Annotated in this window: 13 protein-coding genes and 1 pseudogene; 8 read left to right on the top strand and 6 right to left on the bottom strand. The window is 58.7% G+C overall.

From position 1 onward, the window contains the following. Positions 1 to 34: 34 nt before the first annotated feature. Complete coding sequence (locus M5G20_RS13905; protein ID WP_273919692.1) at positions 35 to 1,603, bottom strand: winged helix-turn-helix domain-containing tetratricopeptide repeat protein; 1,569 nt, start codon at positions 1,601 to 1,603, stop codon at positions 35 to 37. Between the two features lie 247 nt (positions 1,604 to 1,850). Between M5G20_RS13905 and M5G20_RS13910 the strand changes: the two genes are divergently transcribed. The 3 genes from M5G20_RS13910 to M5G20_RS13920 all read left to right on the top strand — a co-directional run bounded on the left by M5G20_RS13910 (position 1,851) and on the right by M5G20_RS13920 (position 6,244). Continuing rightward, entirely contained in the window at positions 1,851 to 2,603 is a 753-nt protein-coding gene (locus M5G20_RS13910; RefSeq protein ID WP_273919532.1) for an SDR family oxidoreductase, read from the top strand. Positions 2,604 to 2,646: 43 nt separating this feature from the next. Next, a complete protein-coding gene (locus tag M5G20_RS13915) occupies positions 2,647 to 3,060 on the top strand; it encodes a cupin domain-containing protein (protein ID WP_212627136.1) in 414 nt (137 codons plus the stop codon). A gap of 289 nt (positions 3,061 to 3,349) precedes the next feature. Further along, on the top strand, positions 3,350 to 6,244 hold the full coding sequence (locus M5G20_RS13920) for a sensor domain-containing phosphodiesterase (protein WP_273919533.1): 2,895 nt from the start codon (positions 3,350 to 3,352) through the stop codon (positions 6,242 to 6,244). Positions 6,245 to 6,525: 281 nt separating this feature from the next. On the opposite strand, the gene M5G20_RS13925 is transcribed toward M5G20_RS13920, so the two are convergent. Further along, positions 6,526 to 6,966 carry a hypothetical protein gene (locus M5G20_RS13925; RefSeq protein WP_273919534.1) on the bottom strand — a complete coding sequence of 147 codons (441 nt, stop codon included), beginning with the start codon at positions 6,964 to 6,966 and terminating at the stop codon, positions 6,526 to 6,528. Positions 6,967 to 7,254: 288 nt separating this feature from the next. Here M5G20_RS13925 and M5G20_RS13930 point away from each other — a divergent pair, with 288 nt between their 5' ends. The 3 genes from M5G20_RS13930 (at position 7,255) to yfcF (ending at position 9,060) form a co-directional block, all read left to right on the top strand. Continuing rightward, on the top strand, positions 7,255 to 7,749 hold the full coding sequence (locus M5G20_RS13930; RefSeq protein ID WP_273919535.1) for a cupin domain-containing protein: 495 nt from the start codon (positions 7,255 to 7,257) through the stop codon (positions 7,747 to 7,749). A 35-nt stretch (positions 7,750 to 7,784) separates the two neighbouring features. Continuing rightward, positions 7,785 to 8,243: a metallophosphoesterase family protein gene (locus M5G20_RS13935; protein WP_273919536.1), complete on the top strand. Its 459-nt coding sequence runs from the start codon at positions 7,785 to 7,787 to the stop codon at positions 8,241 to 8,243. A gap of 184 nt (positions 8,244 to 8,427) precedes the next feature. After that, on the top strand, positions 8,428 to 9,060 hold the full coding sequence (yfcF, locus tag M5G20_RS13940; protein WP_212627140.1) for a glutathione transferase: 633 nt from the start codon (positions 8,428 to 8,430) through the stop codon (positions 9,058 to 9,060). Between the two features lie 77 nt (positions 9,061 to 9,137). Here yfcF and M5G20_RS30290 read toward each other — a convergent pair. Together M5G20_RS30290 and M5G20_RS13945 are read right to left on the bottom strand one after the other, a co-directional pair. Next, positions 9,138 to 9,272: pseudogene (locus M5G20_RS30290) on the bottom strand (EamA family transporter); the annotation flags it as partial. Continuing rightward, positions 9,269 to 10,552: an MFS transporter gene (locus M5G20_RS13945; protein WP_273919537.1), complete on the bottom strand. Its 1,284-nt coding sequence runs from the start codon at positions 10,550 to 10,552 to the stop codon at positions 9,269 to 9,271. The pseudogene M5G20_RS30290 and the gene M5G20_RS13945, both read right to left, overlap by 4 nt. 137 nt (positions 10,553 to 10,689) lie before the next feature. On the opposite strand from M5G20_RS13945, the gene M5G20_RS13950 reads away from it, so the two are divergent. Beyond that, complete coding sequence (locus tag M5G20_RS13950; RefSeq protein ID WP_273919538.1) at positions 10,690 to 11,148, top strand: winged helix-turn-helix transcriptional regulator; 459 nt, start codon at positions 10,690 to 10,692, stop codon at positions 11,146 to 11,148. 114 nt (positions 11,149 to 11,262) lie between these two features. On the opposite strand, the gene M5G20_RS13955 is transcribed toward M5G20_RS13950, so the two are convergent. Together M5G20_RS13955 and M5G20_RS13960 are read right to left on the bottom strand one after the other, a co-directional pair. Beyond that, a complete protein-coding gene (locus M5G20_RS13955) occupies positions 11,263 to 12,018 on the bottom strand; it encodes a bestrophin-like domain (protein ID WP_273919539.1) in 756 nt (251 codons plus the stop codon). Between the two features lie 91 nt (positions 12,019 to 12,109). Next, a complete protein-coding gene (locus M5G20_RS13960; protein ID WP_273919540.1) occupies positions 12,110 to 13,084 on the bottom strand; it encodes a TerC family protein in 975 nt (324 codons plus the stop codon). Positions 13,085 to 13,230: 146 nt separating this feature from the next. On the opposite strand from M5G20_RS13960, the gene M5G20_RS13965 reads away from it, so the two are divergent. Further along, complete coding sequence (locus tag M5G20_RS13965; RefSeq protein ID WP_273919541.1) at positions 13,231 to 13,353, top strand: hypothetical protein; 123 nt, start codon at positions 13,231 to 13,233, stop codon at positions 13,351 to 13,353. Positions 13,354 to 13,386: the final 33 nt, after the last annotated feature.

The following is a 13,386-nucleotide window of genomic DNA, read 5'->3' on the forward strand; positions in this document are numbered from 1 at the left end:
TATAGATCAAGTGAGGGGCGACAAGCGGGCAGCGTCACTCCGGTAATCCGGCCAGCCTCAGTCCATTGGCGAAACTCGCGAGATCCTCGGGCCGATGAATCGGCAGCCAGTCCTTGAGGTTGCCCAGGCGCATAGCCGGATCCAGCTCCCGCAGGCGTCGCATGGCCAGTTGCGCTTTATCCATTTGGCCGTCGTGGGCAAGGCTGGCAGCCAATAGCGCCGCGCCGACCAGCAGGCTGGGCAAATTACCCAGGGCCTTTTCCGCCCATTGGGCAGCGATATCGAAGTGGCCGGCGAAGAAGTTTGCCAGCGCCACGCCGACTTGCATCCGGAACATTTCCGGGTCCAGCGGACTCAAGCGCACGGCATGGCTCAAGTCCCTGATGGCAGCCTCTGTTTCACCGTGCAGTGCGCGCAGGGTGCCGCCCAGGTACCAGGCGGGAGCCAGATTGGGGCTGAGCAAGCGGGCCCTGTCGAGTAGTGCGATGCCGCTGTCCACTTCACCGGCGAGATGGGCCAGCGCATGGCCGCCACGGGTCAAGGCAACCGCATCATCGCGCCCCAGGGACACCGCCAGACGCGCCAGACGAATGCCCTCGGCAATCTCGCTGGGACGATCGATCATCCAGCCATTGAGCTTGCGCCAGAAGTGGCACCAGGCGGCCATGCCATAGGCCGAGGCAAATTCCGGATCGAGTTCGATGGCCTTGTAGAACATCGGAAGCGCCTGCTCGACGGCCTCCCGGCTGCCGCTGTGCAGTTTTGCCATGGCACGCAGGTAATAATCGTAGGCGCACAGGCTTTCCGTCGGCTTGCGTTTGGCGCGTTCGATTTCGGCCTGTTCCAATTGCGGCGCGATGGCGCCGACGACACTTTCGGTGATGCGGTCCTGCAGCTCGAAGATATCGTCGAGCAGGCCTTCGAAACGCTCCGCCCAGATATGCGCTCCGCTGGTTGCGTCGATCAGCTGCCCGGTGATGCGCACCTTGTTTGCGCACTTGCGCACGCTGCCTTCCAGCACATAACGAACCCCCAGCTCCTGGCCGACACCCAGGGCGTCCACGGCCCGGCCTTTATAGGTGAAGCTGGAATTGCGGGCGATCACGAACAGCCAGCGGATACGCGACAGGGCGGCGATGATGTCCTCCACCACGCCGTCAGCGAAGTATTCCTGCTCCGGATCGCCGCTCAGGTTGTGGAAGGGCAGTACCGTAATCGACGGTTTGTCCGGCAGGGCGAGGGCCGAAGGGCGCGCGGTCGGGCGGTGGTCAACCTCGGGTGGTTGCCCGCTCTCGTCGACCCTGACTTGCCCGACGAAACGGTAACCCTTGCGGGCGACCGTGCGCACCAGGCGCTGTTCCTCGCCGGTATCGCCAATGGCCTTGCGCACCGCATTGATGTGACTGGTGATTGTCGATTCCGAGACGATCCGGCCGCTCCACACCCCTTCAAGCAGCTCATCCTTGCTGACCACCCGGTCGGGGTTGCTGACGAACAGCAGCAACAGATCGAAGACCTGCGGGCCGACGGCCACGACGTCCCCGCGCAAGGTCAGTTCCCGGCGATCCTGATTGAGCACGAAGTCATCAAAGGCGAACTGCAAAGTAAGCATCCCCTGGCGCTGCGCCCTCAACTCCGTGTCCCAGGCGATTGTCGATGTGTACGCTGATAATAAGGCAGCTCGAAACCCGCTGCACCGCTTCTGGCTGGACGAACGATAGCTGCTTTGGACGTAAATCCAAGGGATCGCCAAGCAAAACCCAAGACAGGCGCAAGGACTCTACCTGCGTGCGCAGGCAATCTTGCTCTACGCCGACGCAATGGTTGCAGTCGACACGTGGAGAATACCCATGAAGATCGTCGTCATCGGAGGCTCCGGCCTCATCGGATCGAAACTTGTGAACATCCTCCGTGAACGCGGGCATGACGCGCTCGCCGCCAGCCCAAGCACCGGGGTGAACAGCATCACCCGCGAAGGCCTCGCCGAAGCGATGGATGGCGCTGATGTCGTGGTCGATGTGGCCAATGCGCCGTCGTGGGAGGACCAGGCCGTTCTCGATTTCTTCGAAACCTCGAGCCGCAACCTGTTGGCCGCCGAAGCGGCTGCCGGGGTTGGTCATCATGTTGCGCTGTCGATTGTCGGGACTGATCGGCTGCCCGAAAACGGTTACTTTCGGGCCAAAGTCGCGCAAGAAAACCTGATCAAGGCGTCCGATGTGCCTTACACGCTGCTGCGTGCCACGCAATTTTTCGAGTTTGTCGGCGGCATTGCCCAGTCGTTCGCCGTTGGCGATGCGATTTACGCTTCGCCGGCGCTGATTCAACCCATCGCGTCCGACGACGTTGTAGCGGCGCTGGCCGATGTCGTGCTGGCGGCACCGGTCAATGGCACGGTCGAGGTCGCAGGCCCCGAAGCCCTGCCGATCGACGAACTGGTGCGGCGCTACCTACAGGCAACCGGGGACAACCGCAAGGTCGTCCCGGACGTGAACGCGCGCTATTTCGGCTCCGTGCTCGACGACCAGTCGCTGACCGCCGGCAAGCACGCACGCCTGGGCGCGATCGATTTCGACGACTGGCTCGCGCAGTCCTCGTCCCGCTAACCCTTCGCGCTACCCTGTCTACACCCACCAAGGAGCAAACGTTATGGTCACTCGTATGCTGTTAGCCGCTGTCTTTGCAACGCTTTCGATCAGCGCCGCTTGGGCCGCTGAACCGCCCCCCGGTAAGGTGACCGTCGTGTTCGACCGTCCCATCCCCAACATCCCTGGCAAGAGCATGAAAGGCGTGGTCGTCGAATATGGGCCGGGCGCCGCGTCGCCGTCCCACACCCATCCGCAATCGGCGTTCATCTATGCAACGGTCCTGGAAGGCTCGTTTCGCATCCAGGTCAAAGGCGAGCCTGAAAAGATCTACCACGTCGGCGAAAACTTCGTCGAGGAACCGGGTTCCGTGCACTTGGTCAGCGCCAATGCCAGCGACACCGAACCTGCAAAGCTGTTGGCGGTGTTCGTCGTCGACACCGGTAACACGCCTCTGGTGACACCACTCAAAAAGTGAGGCGGATTCATCAGCGCTCTACAGCCGGGTGGCGGGCAACTGCCGCCCTTTAGCTCCTTTGCAGATCTGGTGCGCATGGCGCAAGCGTTGGGAGTTGGGCATAGTCATTGAGTAGCGTCTAACGTCATTGAGCAGCGTCTGGTGCGCGAATAACTTGTTGCCCGTCTCATACTGGGTATTCACTCGATAAAGTGATTGAAAAAAACCACCATAAGCTTTAAACGGAAAGATCACTGGCACATTGCTAGTAATCAGTAAGGATCGCCAGGTTTTGGCTCAGGGAGCGCTGATGAGTTTTGGTACATTGACCGACTCCCCACAATCGACCGATTGCGAAGCTGTTTCACCTCAATCTACAGGCAACCCGGATACTGTCGGCATGACCGGTGCTGCCCGCGAGGACATGATCGAACAATTGCTGGGCTCGGTGCGCAACTGGAGTCATACCGACGCGTGGGTGTTTTATCGCGCTGGTGAACAACTGCATTGGGTCGGGCAAGGCGACCCGCAGGCGCAGTGGCCTGTAAACATCGACAATGAAGCGTTTGAAGCCTTTTGCCAGGCCCGGCATTTGCACCGCTGGCCGACCGGCAGAGGCGAGAGTGAATTGGGTTGGCTACTGGCGCCAGCGGATCAGGCCGCAGAACCGGCGCTCGCCGAGTTTGCCCTGCGCCTGGGCGTACAGCTACAGACCAACACCCTTGCCCGTGCGCAGATCACCCAGCGTGTGTTGTATGAAATCACCTACCTGGCCAGTTCGACCCGCGACCGCTCGGTTTTCCTGGTGGGCGTGCACCGGCTGCTGGCCAGCCTGATCGACGCGGAGAACTTCTATCTCGCGCTGTATGACCCGCACAGTGGCAAGATCGACTACCCGTATTACGTCGACATCATCGACGTGGATGCCGTGGAGTCCTCGCACTACGAATACCTTGACCCTTCGCACCTGTCGCTGACCGGCCAGGTACTCACCACCGGCCAGCCGTTGCTGATCGACGCCGCCGGCATTCTCGCGGCCCAGGCGGAGGGACGCTTTTACTGCGTGGGTGATCGTCCCGAGTTCTGGATGGGCGCGCCGTTGAAAAATGCTTCGGACGACGTGTTCGGCATGCTGGCGATGCAGGTCTACGACGTTTCCCGCATCTACAGCGCTGAAGACCGCGCGCTGTTTCTGGTGGTGGCGCGCCACGTGGCCATGGCGCTGGACCGCATTCTGCACCGCGAGGACCTGGAGCAAACGGTCATGCGCCGCACCCTGGAACTGTCGGCGCTCAACGACGCCCTGCGCCAGGAAGTGACAGAGCGCGAGCGCGCCGAGCACCTGCAGAGCGCGCTGTTCCAGATTGCTGAGCTGTCGAGCCAGCCTGGCGACATGGCCGAGTTGTTCCAGACCTTGCATGGCATCGTCGGCGACCTGCTGTTTGCGCAGAATTTCTACATCGCGCTGTTTGACGACGCCACCACTGAAGTGACCTTTCCCTATTACGTGGACGAGCGACAGACCATCTGCCCGGCGGCACGGCGCGGGCGCCGGGGCCTGACCGAGTATGTGATCCGCCAGCGCCGACCTTGCCTGATCGACGTCGGCGAGGCTGAACGCTTGGCCGCCAACGGTGAAATCGAATTGGCCCAGGCGTCTGTCCGATCGCATTCGTGGCTGGGCATTCCTTTGTTCGATGGCGATGTGGTGCGTGGTGTGCTGGCGGTGCAAAGCTATACCTCGCAGGTGTTGTACACCCTGCGGGACCAGGAACTGCTGACCTTCGTGTCGCGTCACATCGACACGGCGTTGTCGCGCCGCACCGCCGCCGAAGCGATCCACGCCGCCAACCTCAAGCTCGAAGCCCGGGTGCAGAACCGCACCCGCGAACTCGACCACGCCAATGCCAAATTGCAACACGAGAACGCCCACGATGCGCTGACCGGGCTACCGAATCGCACCTACCTGCAACAGCGCCTCAATCTGGCCTGGTCGCGTTTCGGCAGCGAAGGCGGACACCTGGCGGTGATGTTCATCGACCTCGACCGTTTCAAGATGGTCAACGACAGCCTCGGCCATCATTTTGGTGACCTGCTGTTGATGCAGGCTGCCCACCGTCTGCGCGGCTGCCTGCGCGAAACCGATATGTTGGCGCGCCTCGGCGGCGACGAGTTTTCGGTGCTCGCGCCCGAGGCGCCGCTGGAGGTGGTGATTGAAATCGCCGAGCGGATTCTGGTGGCGTTCGACCTGCCGTTTTTCATCAATGGCCATGAAGTTTTTTCGTCCTGCAGTATCGGTATCGTCAGCGCCGACAATCAGTTCCATCACGAGCCCGCCGACTTGTTGCGCGATGCCGATGCGGCGATGTACCGGGTCAAGAGTGCGGGGCGCGACAGCTACGCAGTGTTCAACCAGGAAGTGCGCCGTGAAGTCTCGGACCAGGTCGAGCGGGAAGGGGCCTTGCGCAACGCGCTCAAACGTACCGACGAACTGCTGCCATATTTCCAGCCGATCGTCAGCGTTGAAACCGGCGAACTGCTGGCGCTTGAGGCGCTGATTCGCTGGCACCAGCCGGGCGGGCGGGTGATCGCGCCGGGCGAGTTCTTGCCGGATGTCGAGGGCTTGCGCCTGATCGGCCGACTGGACCTGTACATGCTGGCCAGCATCGCCGCGATCCTCGCCCAACCCGAGCACGCCAACTGGCCGGCGGTGCACGTCAATTGCTCCAGCTACAGCATGACGCGCCCGGACTTCGCCAGTGATGTGCTTGCCCTGCTGGCGCAACACAAGGTCTCGCCCTCGCGGATCTGCCTGGAATTGACCGAAGGTGCGCTGGTGGCCGAGCCGGCGATTGCCCGCCAGACCATGCAGCAACTGGCCGATAACGGCATGACGGTGGTGCTCGATGACTTTGGCGCAGGGTTTTCATCCCTGAGCTATGTTCATCAATACCAATTCAGCGGCTTGAAAATCGACAAGTCATTCATCCTCGAACTGACCACCAGCGCCCGCAGCCGTGCAATCGTCCGGGCCATCGTGCGCATGGCTGAATCGCTGGACCTGAGCGTGGTGGCCGAGGGGGTAGAGGATCAAGCGACCCTGGAGCTGCTGCGCGAAATAGGCGCAGGGCAGGCCCAGGGTTATTACTTCGCCAGGCCGATGGGGCTGGAGGCGTTGTTGGCGAGTGCGGTGATGGGGCGCTAAAAACCGCAGCGTCGGCTGAGTTCTGCAATGCTCTGCACTGACTTCAACTGTGGGAGCGAGTCTGAACGGGTCAAGCAATCCCTGCAGGAGCCGGCTTGCTGGCGATGGCGGTGTGTCAGACGAGGCGATGTCGACTGAAAGGACGTCATCGCCAGCAAGCCGGCTCCTACAGGAATTACCCTCAGCCTCCGTAAGTACCTGCAGGCAAAAATATCACCGCCCACGAAAAAGCCCGGCTGATCAGGCCGGGCTTTTCGAGGTGTTGCGGTGAAGCGAATCAATCAGGCGACGGTGTTGCCGTGCAGACGGTCGGAACCATCAGCGGCGACGGTGTTGCCGTGCAGACGGTCGGAGCCATCAGCGGCGACTTCGTTACCTTTCAGACGATCCGAACCATCAGCGGCGACGGTGTTGCCGTGCAGACGGTCGGAGCCATCAGCGGCGACTTCGTTACCTTTCAGACGATCCGAACCATCAGCAGCGACGGTGTTGCCGTGCAGACGGTCGGAACCATCAGCAGCGACTTCGTTGCCTTTCAAACGATCCGAACCATCGGCAGCGACGCGGTTTTCAATCAGGCGATCCGAACCACCTTCAGCCACACGGCTTTCAATCAGTCGGTCCGAGCCGCCTTCAGCGACTACGGGTTGAGCAGAGGTCGCGGCAAAAGCGTTAACTGCGAAGATCGAGAATGCGATGCTGAGGATGGTTTGGCGTTTCATGATCGTGTGCTCCGGGGTGTTGTTGGTTGGTATGGAGCCCATGTTACGCCGCACAATTTTTAAGAGAACTTCATTGAGGTGATGTTGAACATCGATGGCATTGATAGGGCAACTGGCGCGTCTATGGTCATCGTGATGATGTGGCGCAACCTGGCAAACGGGATTGCGTCAGATCATTGGTTACACCGCGGATCAACTGTATTGCGCGACCGCACCATTATCAGCCATGCCAATCACCCATAGAGTCAGCCTGACGCTACTGTCCACAGCATCGCTAAGGTGTCTCCAATGATTCAGAACATGCTCAAAACCACGTCCCTGGCAGCCCTTCTTGTCGCCAGCGCAACCGCGCCGCTTGTGCAGGCGCAACCCTTACCCCTCGATAAAGTCGACGCTGTACACAACGAGGACGTGGAATGGCGCAGCTTTCCCGCGTTCCCGAAAGAAGTAAAACTCGCGATAGTGGCCGGCGATCCCAGCAAACCCGCGCCTTATGTCGTACGAGTCAAAGTGCCCAACGGCACCAGATTAATGCCGCATACCCACCCTGAAAGTCGGATTTATACCGTCATGTCCGGTGTTTTCTACATCGGGTTCGGTACGGTTTTTGATCCGGACAAACTGGTTGCTTATGGGCCGGGGAGCGTCGTAATCCTGCCGGCAAACACGCCGCACTTTCACTGGGCGAAATCCGGGGAGTACATCTCACAGGTTTACGGGACAGGGCCGCTGGGGCTCGAGTATGTTGATAGCCATGACGATCCCCGGAATGCGCTGAAGTGAACGACGCTCATTCCTGACCTGGCCTGGAGCCCTGCATGAAAATCGGCGTAATCTCCGATACCCACGGTCTACTCCGCCCCGAAGCCCTCGCGGCGTTGCAAGGCTGTGAGCGGATCATTCACGCCGGTGACATCGGCAAACCGGAGATTCTTCAACAACTGGCGGCGATTGCACCCCTGCATGTCGTGCGTGGAAACAATGACCTGGCGGCACCGTGGGCGGAGCACATCGCCGATCACCTGAGATTCGACATCGAGGGCTGGAAGATCTTGCTGGTGCATGACATTGCCGATGTGCCGGCGCTGCTTGATGCGAGTACGAGGGTGGTGATTACCGGGCATTCTCATAAGCCGTGCATAGAGTGGCGGGGCGAACGGTTATTCGTTAATCCAGGCAGTGCGGGGCCGCGACGGTTCAAGTTGCCGGTGACGTTGGCGGTGGTTGAGGTGGAAAAGGGCGGGATTGAGCCGGAATTGGTTTCGTTGGTGGAGTGAGCATTTTTTGAAAGTCTGGCGGGGTCAACACCCTCAAAACCGAGTGCACCCAATCTGAAGGGAGCCAGACGAGGGCGGCCGGCAACAAGGTATTCCGGTCAGGAATACGCCCATGAAAATCATGAATTTTATTTGTCACTGTGGATCTCGTAGCGTGCCTCCTTCTGCATAAGGAGATGACCCTGTGAATAATTCCCGCCTGCGCTTGTACGTTGACTCTCAATTAACCAGCCCCTATGCCATGTCGGCTTTCGTGGTGCTCCGCGAAAAGGGCATCGAATTTGAAATGATCCCGCTAGACCTCGACGCATCCGAAAACCAGTCAGAGGGCTATGCCTGCCTCTCACAGACCCAGCGGGTACCCACGCTTGTGCACGGCGACTTCGCCTTGTCTGAATCGTCGGCGATCACTGAGTACCTGGAAGACGTTTTCCCCCAGCCGCCGGTTTACCCACAAGACCTGATGCAGCATGCAAAGGCACGACAAGTACAGGCATGGGTGCGAAGTGACCTGCTGCCCATTCGGCAGGAACGATCCACATTGGTTGTGTTTTATGGACTCAAATCAAACCCCTTGTCGCCAGCTGCCGAGTCGGCAGCGCGCAAGCTGTTCGGTGCCGCACAATCGCTGCTGGCCGACAACCCCGAGTACCTGTTCGGCCAATGGTCGATCGCCGATGTGGATCTGGCCTTGATGCTCAACCGGCTGATACTCAATGGTGACTCCGTACCACCCGCGCTGGTGGAGTACGCGCAGCGCCAATGGCAACGACCAACCGTACAGGAGTGGGTCAAATTGCAACGTCCTCCGATGTAGTCGGCACACGTATCATTTTATGGAGAGCGGCTTGTTTTTAGAGAGAGGGTTTCGACTGCCAGGCTGGCAGCGCCTTGGAGCGCGCATAGCGTGAAGCGAATGCCGGCAAGAATGAATGGGTCAACGGAGCTGAACCCAAGTTTGATAACTGAGAAATTCACACCCCATATGGCAGTAATCGATATTGCGAGTAGCAGGTGCCTGGCTTTCATGCTGATCCTCCTTGATTGTTCGTTGAAAAATGAAACGTGAGAAACCACAAAACCAAGGCAGTAGCGCTGATCAAGGCACCCAATAGGCTTACTGCAATCCAGCCCCATAGCGCATAAACCTGGGTCGCAGCGGCGGCTCCCAGCGCGCTACCGACCGAGTAGAAGCACATGTAGGCACCGACCAGGCGACTTTGGGCGTCGGGCCGTGCAGCAAAAATGAGGCTCTGGTTGGTGACGTGTACTGCTTGCACCGCGAAGTCGAGCAGTACTACGCCACAGACCAGCGCAATCAAGGACGTCTCGGCAAACGTGATGGGCAACCAGGACAGTGTCAGGAGTCCCAGCGAAATGCCGGTAACTCGTTGCCCCAGACCTTGATCGGCCCAGCGACCGGCTCTGCTGGCAGCAAGGGCACCGGCGACGCCGGCCAATCCAAACATGCCGATGGTGGTATGTGAAAGCGATAGCGGCGGGGCGCTCAACGGCAGCACCATGGATGTCCACAGCACGGAAAAAGCGGCAAAGATCAGTAAGGCCAGAAGGCCCCTGGCGCGTAAAATGCGTTCGGTGATGAACAGTTTGAAGACCGAACTTATGAGCGCCAGGTAGGCGTCTTTGTGCCTTGGCGGCGCCGTGACAGGAACCACTTTCCACAGCACCGCCGCGATGATCAGCATCAAACCTGAGGACACGAAGTAAACCGCGCGCCAGCCCGCGATGTCCGCAATCAGGCCGGAGGTAAACCGCGCCAGAAGAATGCCCATGACAATTCCACTTGTTACCGTCCCAACTGCATGCCCGCGTTGTGAGGGCGTTGCAAGCATGGCGGCGTATGCCACAAGTACTTGAACGACTACTGCCAGTAAGCCCATCACGATCATGGCGCTCAACAGGGCTAGCCATTGCTGTGCTGCGCCGACCGCCGCGAGTGCAACCGCAGACAGCAATACCTGAGTCAGAATCAGCCGCTTGCGGTTTACCAAATCCCCCAGCGGGACGATGAACAGCAACCCCAACGCGTAACCCACCTGAGTAGCCGTCACGACTACTCCGATCATTGATGAGGCGACACCCAGGCTCTGAGCCATTGAATCAAGTAACGGTTGCGCGAAGTAAACGTTGGCGACTGCCAGCGCGCAGGTGACAGAAAACAATAAGGTCAGCGACGGCGAAAGCCCTGGAGACTGGTCGGCCCTGCTGCTTTCTCCGGGATCCGAATGCAGCAATCCTGAAGGGTGTCTGGAGAACCGTTTGGTGGTTGATTCGACATCTGCTGTCATGTGCACTTCCATGGCGTTAAACTGGTTTCAATTAAGAACTAGATTCAATTGTTGCCGCATCAGGTTTTAAATTGCAACCACATCATGCCAAGCTGCGGCACTGACTCGGCAACTCCACATTCCGCAAGGTCAAAAAGATGGTCGAAGACGCCTCACCACATAGCAGCGAATGTCCAGTAGCAAGAGCAATGGAGGCCATCGGGGATCGTTGGTCGCTCATGATCATCCGCGACGCTTTTGACGACATTCGACGATTCAGCGAGTTTCAAAAGAGCTTGGGCGTGGCCAAAAATATTCTGGCATCGCGATTGAAAACGCTGGTTGAGGTCGGGGTTTTCGACGTTCGACCGGCCTCAGACGGCAGTGCCTACAAGGAGTACGTCCTTACGGAAAAAGGACGGGAGATCTTTCCGGTTTTGGTCAGTATGCGGCAGTGGGGAGAGCGTTTCCTGTTCGATCCGCAGGAGACGCGTTCTGTGCTGATGGACAACGAGTCCGGCCAGCCGCTGATGCCGATTGATGTTCGCTCATCAAGCGGTCAAAAACTTGGGCCGTCTGACTGCCACAGAGTGAGACTGGTTGGCGGTGAGTCGTGAATAGACTGCAGCCTTGCCTCACACCAGAACGCCGCTGGGGGTTTAGAGGCGGTAGCGGACTTCGATGTGGTCCGCCTGAGGCCACTACTCAGAATGCTGGCCCGCGACGCTCCCCTAGAGTTGCATTACGGCGAGCGCCCTGCGCAGCGGCTCGTCGGATATCTGGATAGGACCGTGAAATGGCACGTCCATGTCCAACACAAGGTAAACGGAAGCCGCAATGAGAAACGACGAGATGATGAACATTCCGATCACCATCGAATTACGGGGCGCACGGTAGCCAAAACTGGCAAAAATGAGCGTCAACCAAGCAACAAGCATCCCTATAAGCGGGCCAGGAATCGCTCCCTCTGACTGCTCGACAATCCTCCAGCGTTGCTCGATGAGCGAATGATATTGCTGACGAATATCCTGAAGCATTGTTTCATGGTAGCGGTCTGGGGGCTTTATAACAGCCAAGGACTTGCCTATGTCATCCAGGTATTTAGCCGCCTCGCTGTTTCGATGCTGCAGCGCCTCGTCTCCCCGATACGGGGTCTCGATAGCGCGCTGAAGATAGGTAATCAGACGATTGCGCGTGTCTTGTGCCGCATCGCCATAGCCCCGCAGTGTCCGATCAAAAATGATCATGCTGGTTGCGTACCCATGGAAGTTTGCATCAATGGACTCGAAGGTGTTTTTGGCAGAGTTGATCATCAAGCCAAAGACCAGCGATGTCATCACCACAAAAATGTTAGCTACCAGGCGAATGACGGAGTTGGTGTCCTCATCCCTGTGGTGGGAGGCCAGCTTTGGGTACCACTGCATCATGAGAAGCGAGGCAGCAACCAGGCACCCAAAAATGCCCAGTGCGATCCAGAGAGCGTTCATACATCAGGGCCCTGATCAATTCGATTCAAGTCTTGAAGGATAGACCGTTCGTGAGAAGCAGCAGATCACGACCGCCAGCATCTCTGATTCATCACTGCTCTCCCATGACCCGTGTTTTGCTCTTCGTTAAAGTCAGGCTCAACAGGACCGAAATCAAGATGATGCCGCCGACTGTGGTCAGCGACCATTGGATCGGCACGTGCCACCACGGCGCGATCAGCATCTTGCCGCCGATGAACACCAGTACGATGGCCAGGCCATATTTGAGCAAGTGAAAGCGGTCGGCCATGTCGGCAAGCAGAAAATACAGTGCGCGCAGGCCCATGATGGCGAAGATGTTGGAGGTGAACACGATGAAGGGGTCGGTGGTGACGGCGAAGATAGCCGGGATGCTATCCACCGCGAACACCAGGTCGCTGGCCTCGATCAGTACCAGCACCAGGAACATCGGCGTCGCCCAGCGCAGGCCGTTCTGACGCACGAAGAAGCGCTCGCCGTGAAAGCCGTCGGTGATGCGAATATGGCTACGCAGCCAGCGCAGCAAAGGGTTCTTTTCGAGGTCTGGCTGCTGGTTGGCGAAGATCAGCATCTTGATGCCGGTGATGATGAGGAAAGCACCAAAGACATAGAGTAGCCAGGCAAACTCCCGCACCAGCCATACACCGGCGAAAATCATACCGGCACGCATGACGATGGCGCCGAGCACGCCATAGAGCAGGACACGGCGCTGCAACTCTGGCGGCACGGCGAAGTAGCCGAAGATCATCACGAAAACGAACATGTTGTCGATCGACAGCGACTGCTCGATCAGGTAGCCCGTCAGGAATTCGAGCGTTGTACGCTGGGCCACTTCGACGCCGAACATGCTGTGCAGATACCACCAGAGCAGGCCGGCGAAGACCAACGCCAAACTGATCCAGGCGATGACCCAGGCCAGCGCTTCGCGGACCGAAACACGATGCGCCTTGCGTCCGCCGAAGACGAACAGATCGAGCGCCAGCATGGCAAGAACGAACACGATGAAAGCGGCCCACATCCAGGGTTGGCCGACGCTGATGGCGGTCATTTACTGTCTCCGCTTGAAGCAGAAATAGGCTGGAGGAGTCATCCTAACGAGCCTTCTACATCAACAAAAATCGTTTATTCATTACGAATAGTTCGTTTTTTACGAAGTATTGATTCAGGTTACGAGCCCCGGGTGAGGAGCATGGCGTGCGCCAACAATCCCGCCTCTTACTCGATCTCGATGAACGGTCTGCTACACCGTTCGAAGGTCTGGAAACTGATAAGCCGGTAATGCTGGCGTATATTGATAGTGTCGATCCAGGCAGTTGAGGCGATAAGAGATCGCCATTGGTGGGACAAGCG

The organism is Pseudomonas sp. TNT2022 ID1044, from assembly GCF_028656895.1.
In the GTDB taxonomy this organism is placed as follows: Bacteria; Pseudomonadota; Gammaproteobacteria; order Pseudomonadales; family Pseudomonadaceae; genus Aquipseudomonas; species Aquipseudomonas reinekei.

Bases quoted from the DNA above. Each gene is read 5' to 3' on its own strand.
- M5G20_RS13920 (WP_273919533.1), top strand. From the start codon at position 3,350: ATGAGTTTTGGTACATTGACCGACTCCCCACAATCGACCGATTGCGAA.
- M5G20_RS13960 (WP_273919540.1), bottom strand. From the start codon at position 13,084: ATGACCGCCATCAGCGTCGGCCAACCCTGGATGTGGGCCGCTTTCATC.
- M5G20_RS13930 (WP_273919535.1), top strand. From the start codon at position 7,255: ATGATTCAGAACATGCTCAAAACCACGTCCCTGGCAGCCCTTCTTGTC.
- M5G20_RS13945 (WP_273919537.1), bottom strand. From the start codon at position 10,552: ATGACAGCAGATGTCGAATCAACCACCAAACGGTTCTCCAGACACCCT.
- M5G20_RS13955 (WP_273919539.1), bottom strand. From the start codon at position 12,018: ATGAACGCTCTCTGGATCGCACTGGGCATTTTTGGGTGCCTGGTTGCT.
- M5G20_RS13925 (WP_273919534.1), bottom strand. From the start codon at position 6,966: ATGAAACGCCAAACCATCCTCAGCATCGCATTCTCGATCTTCGCAGTT.
- M5G20_RS13915 (WP_212627136.1), top strand. From the start codon at position 2,647: ATGGTCACTCGTATGCTGTTAGCCGCTGTCTTTGCAACGCTTTCGATC.
- M5G20_RS13910 (WP_273919532.1), top strand. From the start codon at position 1,851: ATGAAGATCGTCGTCATCGGAGGCTCCGGCCTCATCGGATCGAAACTT.
- M5G20_RS13935 (WP_273919536.1), top strand. From the start codon at position 7,785: ATGAAAATCGGCGTAATCTCCGATACCCACGGTCTACTCCGCCCCGAA.
- M5G20_RS13950 (WP_273919538.1), top strand. From the start codon at position 10,690: ATGGTCGAAGACGCCTCACCACATAGCAGCGAATGTCCAGTAGCAAGA.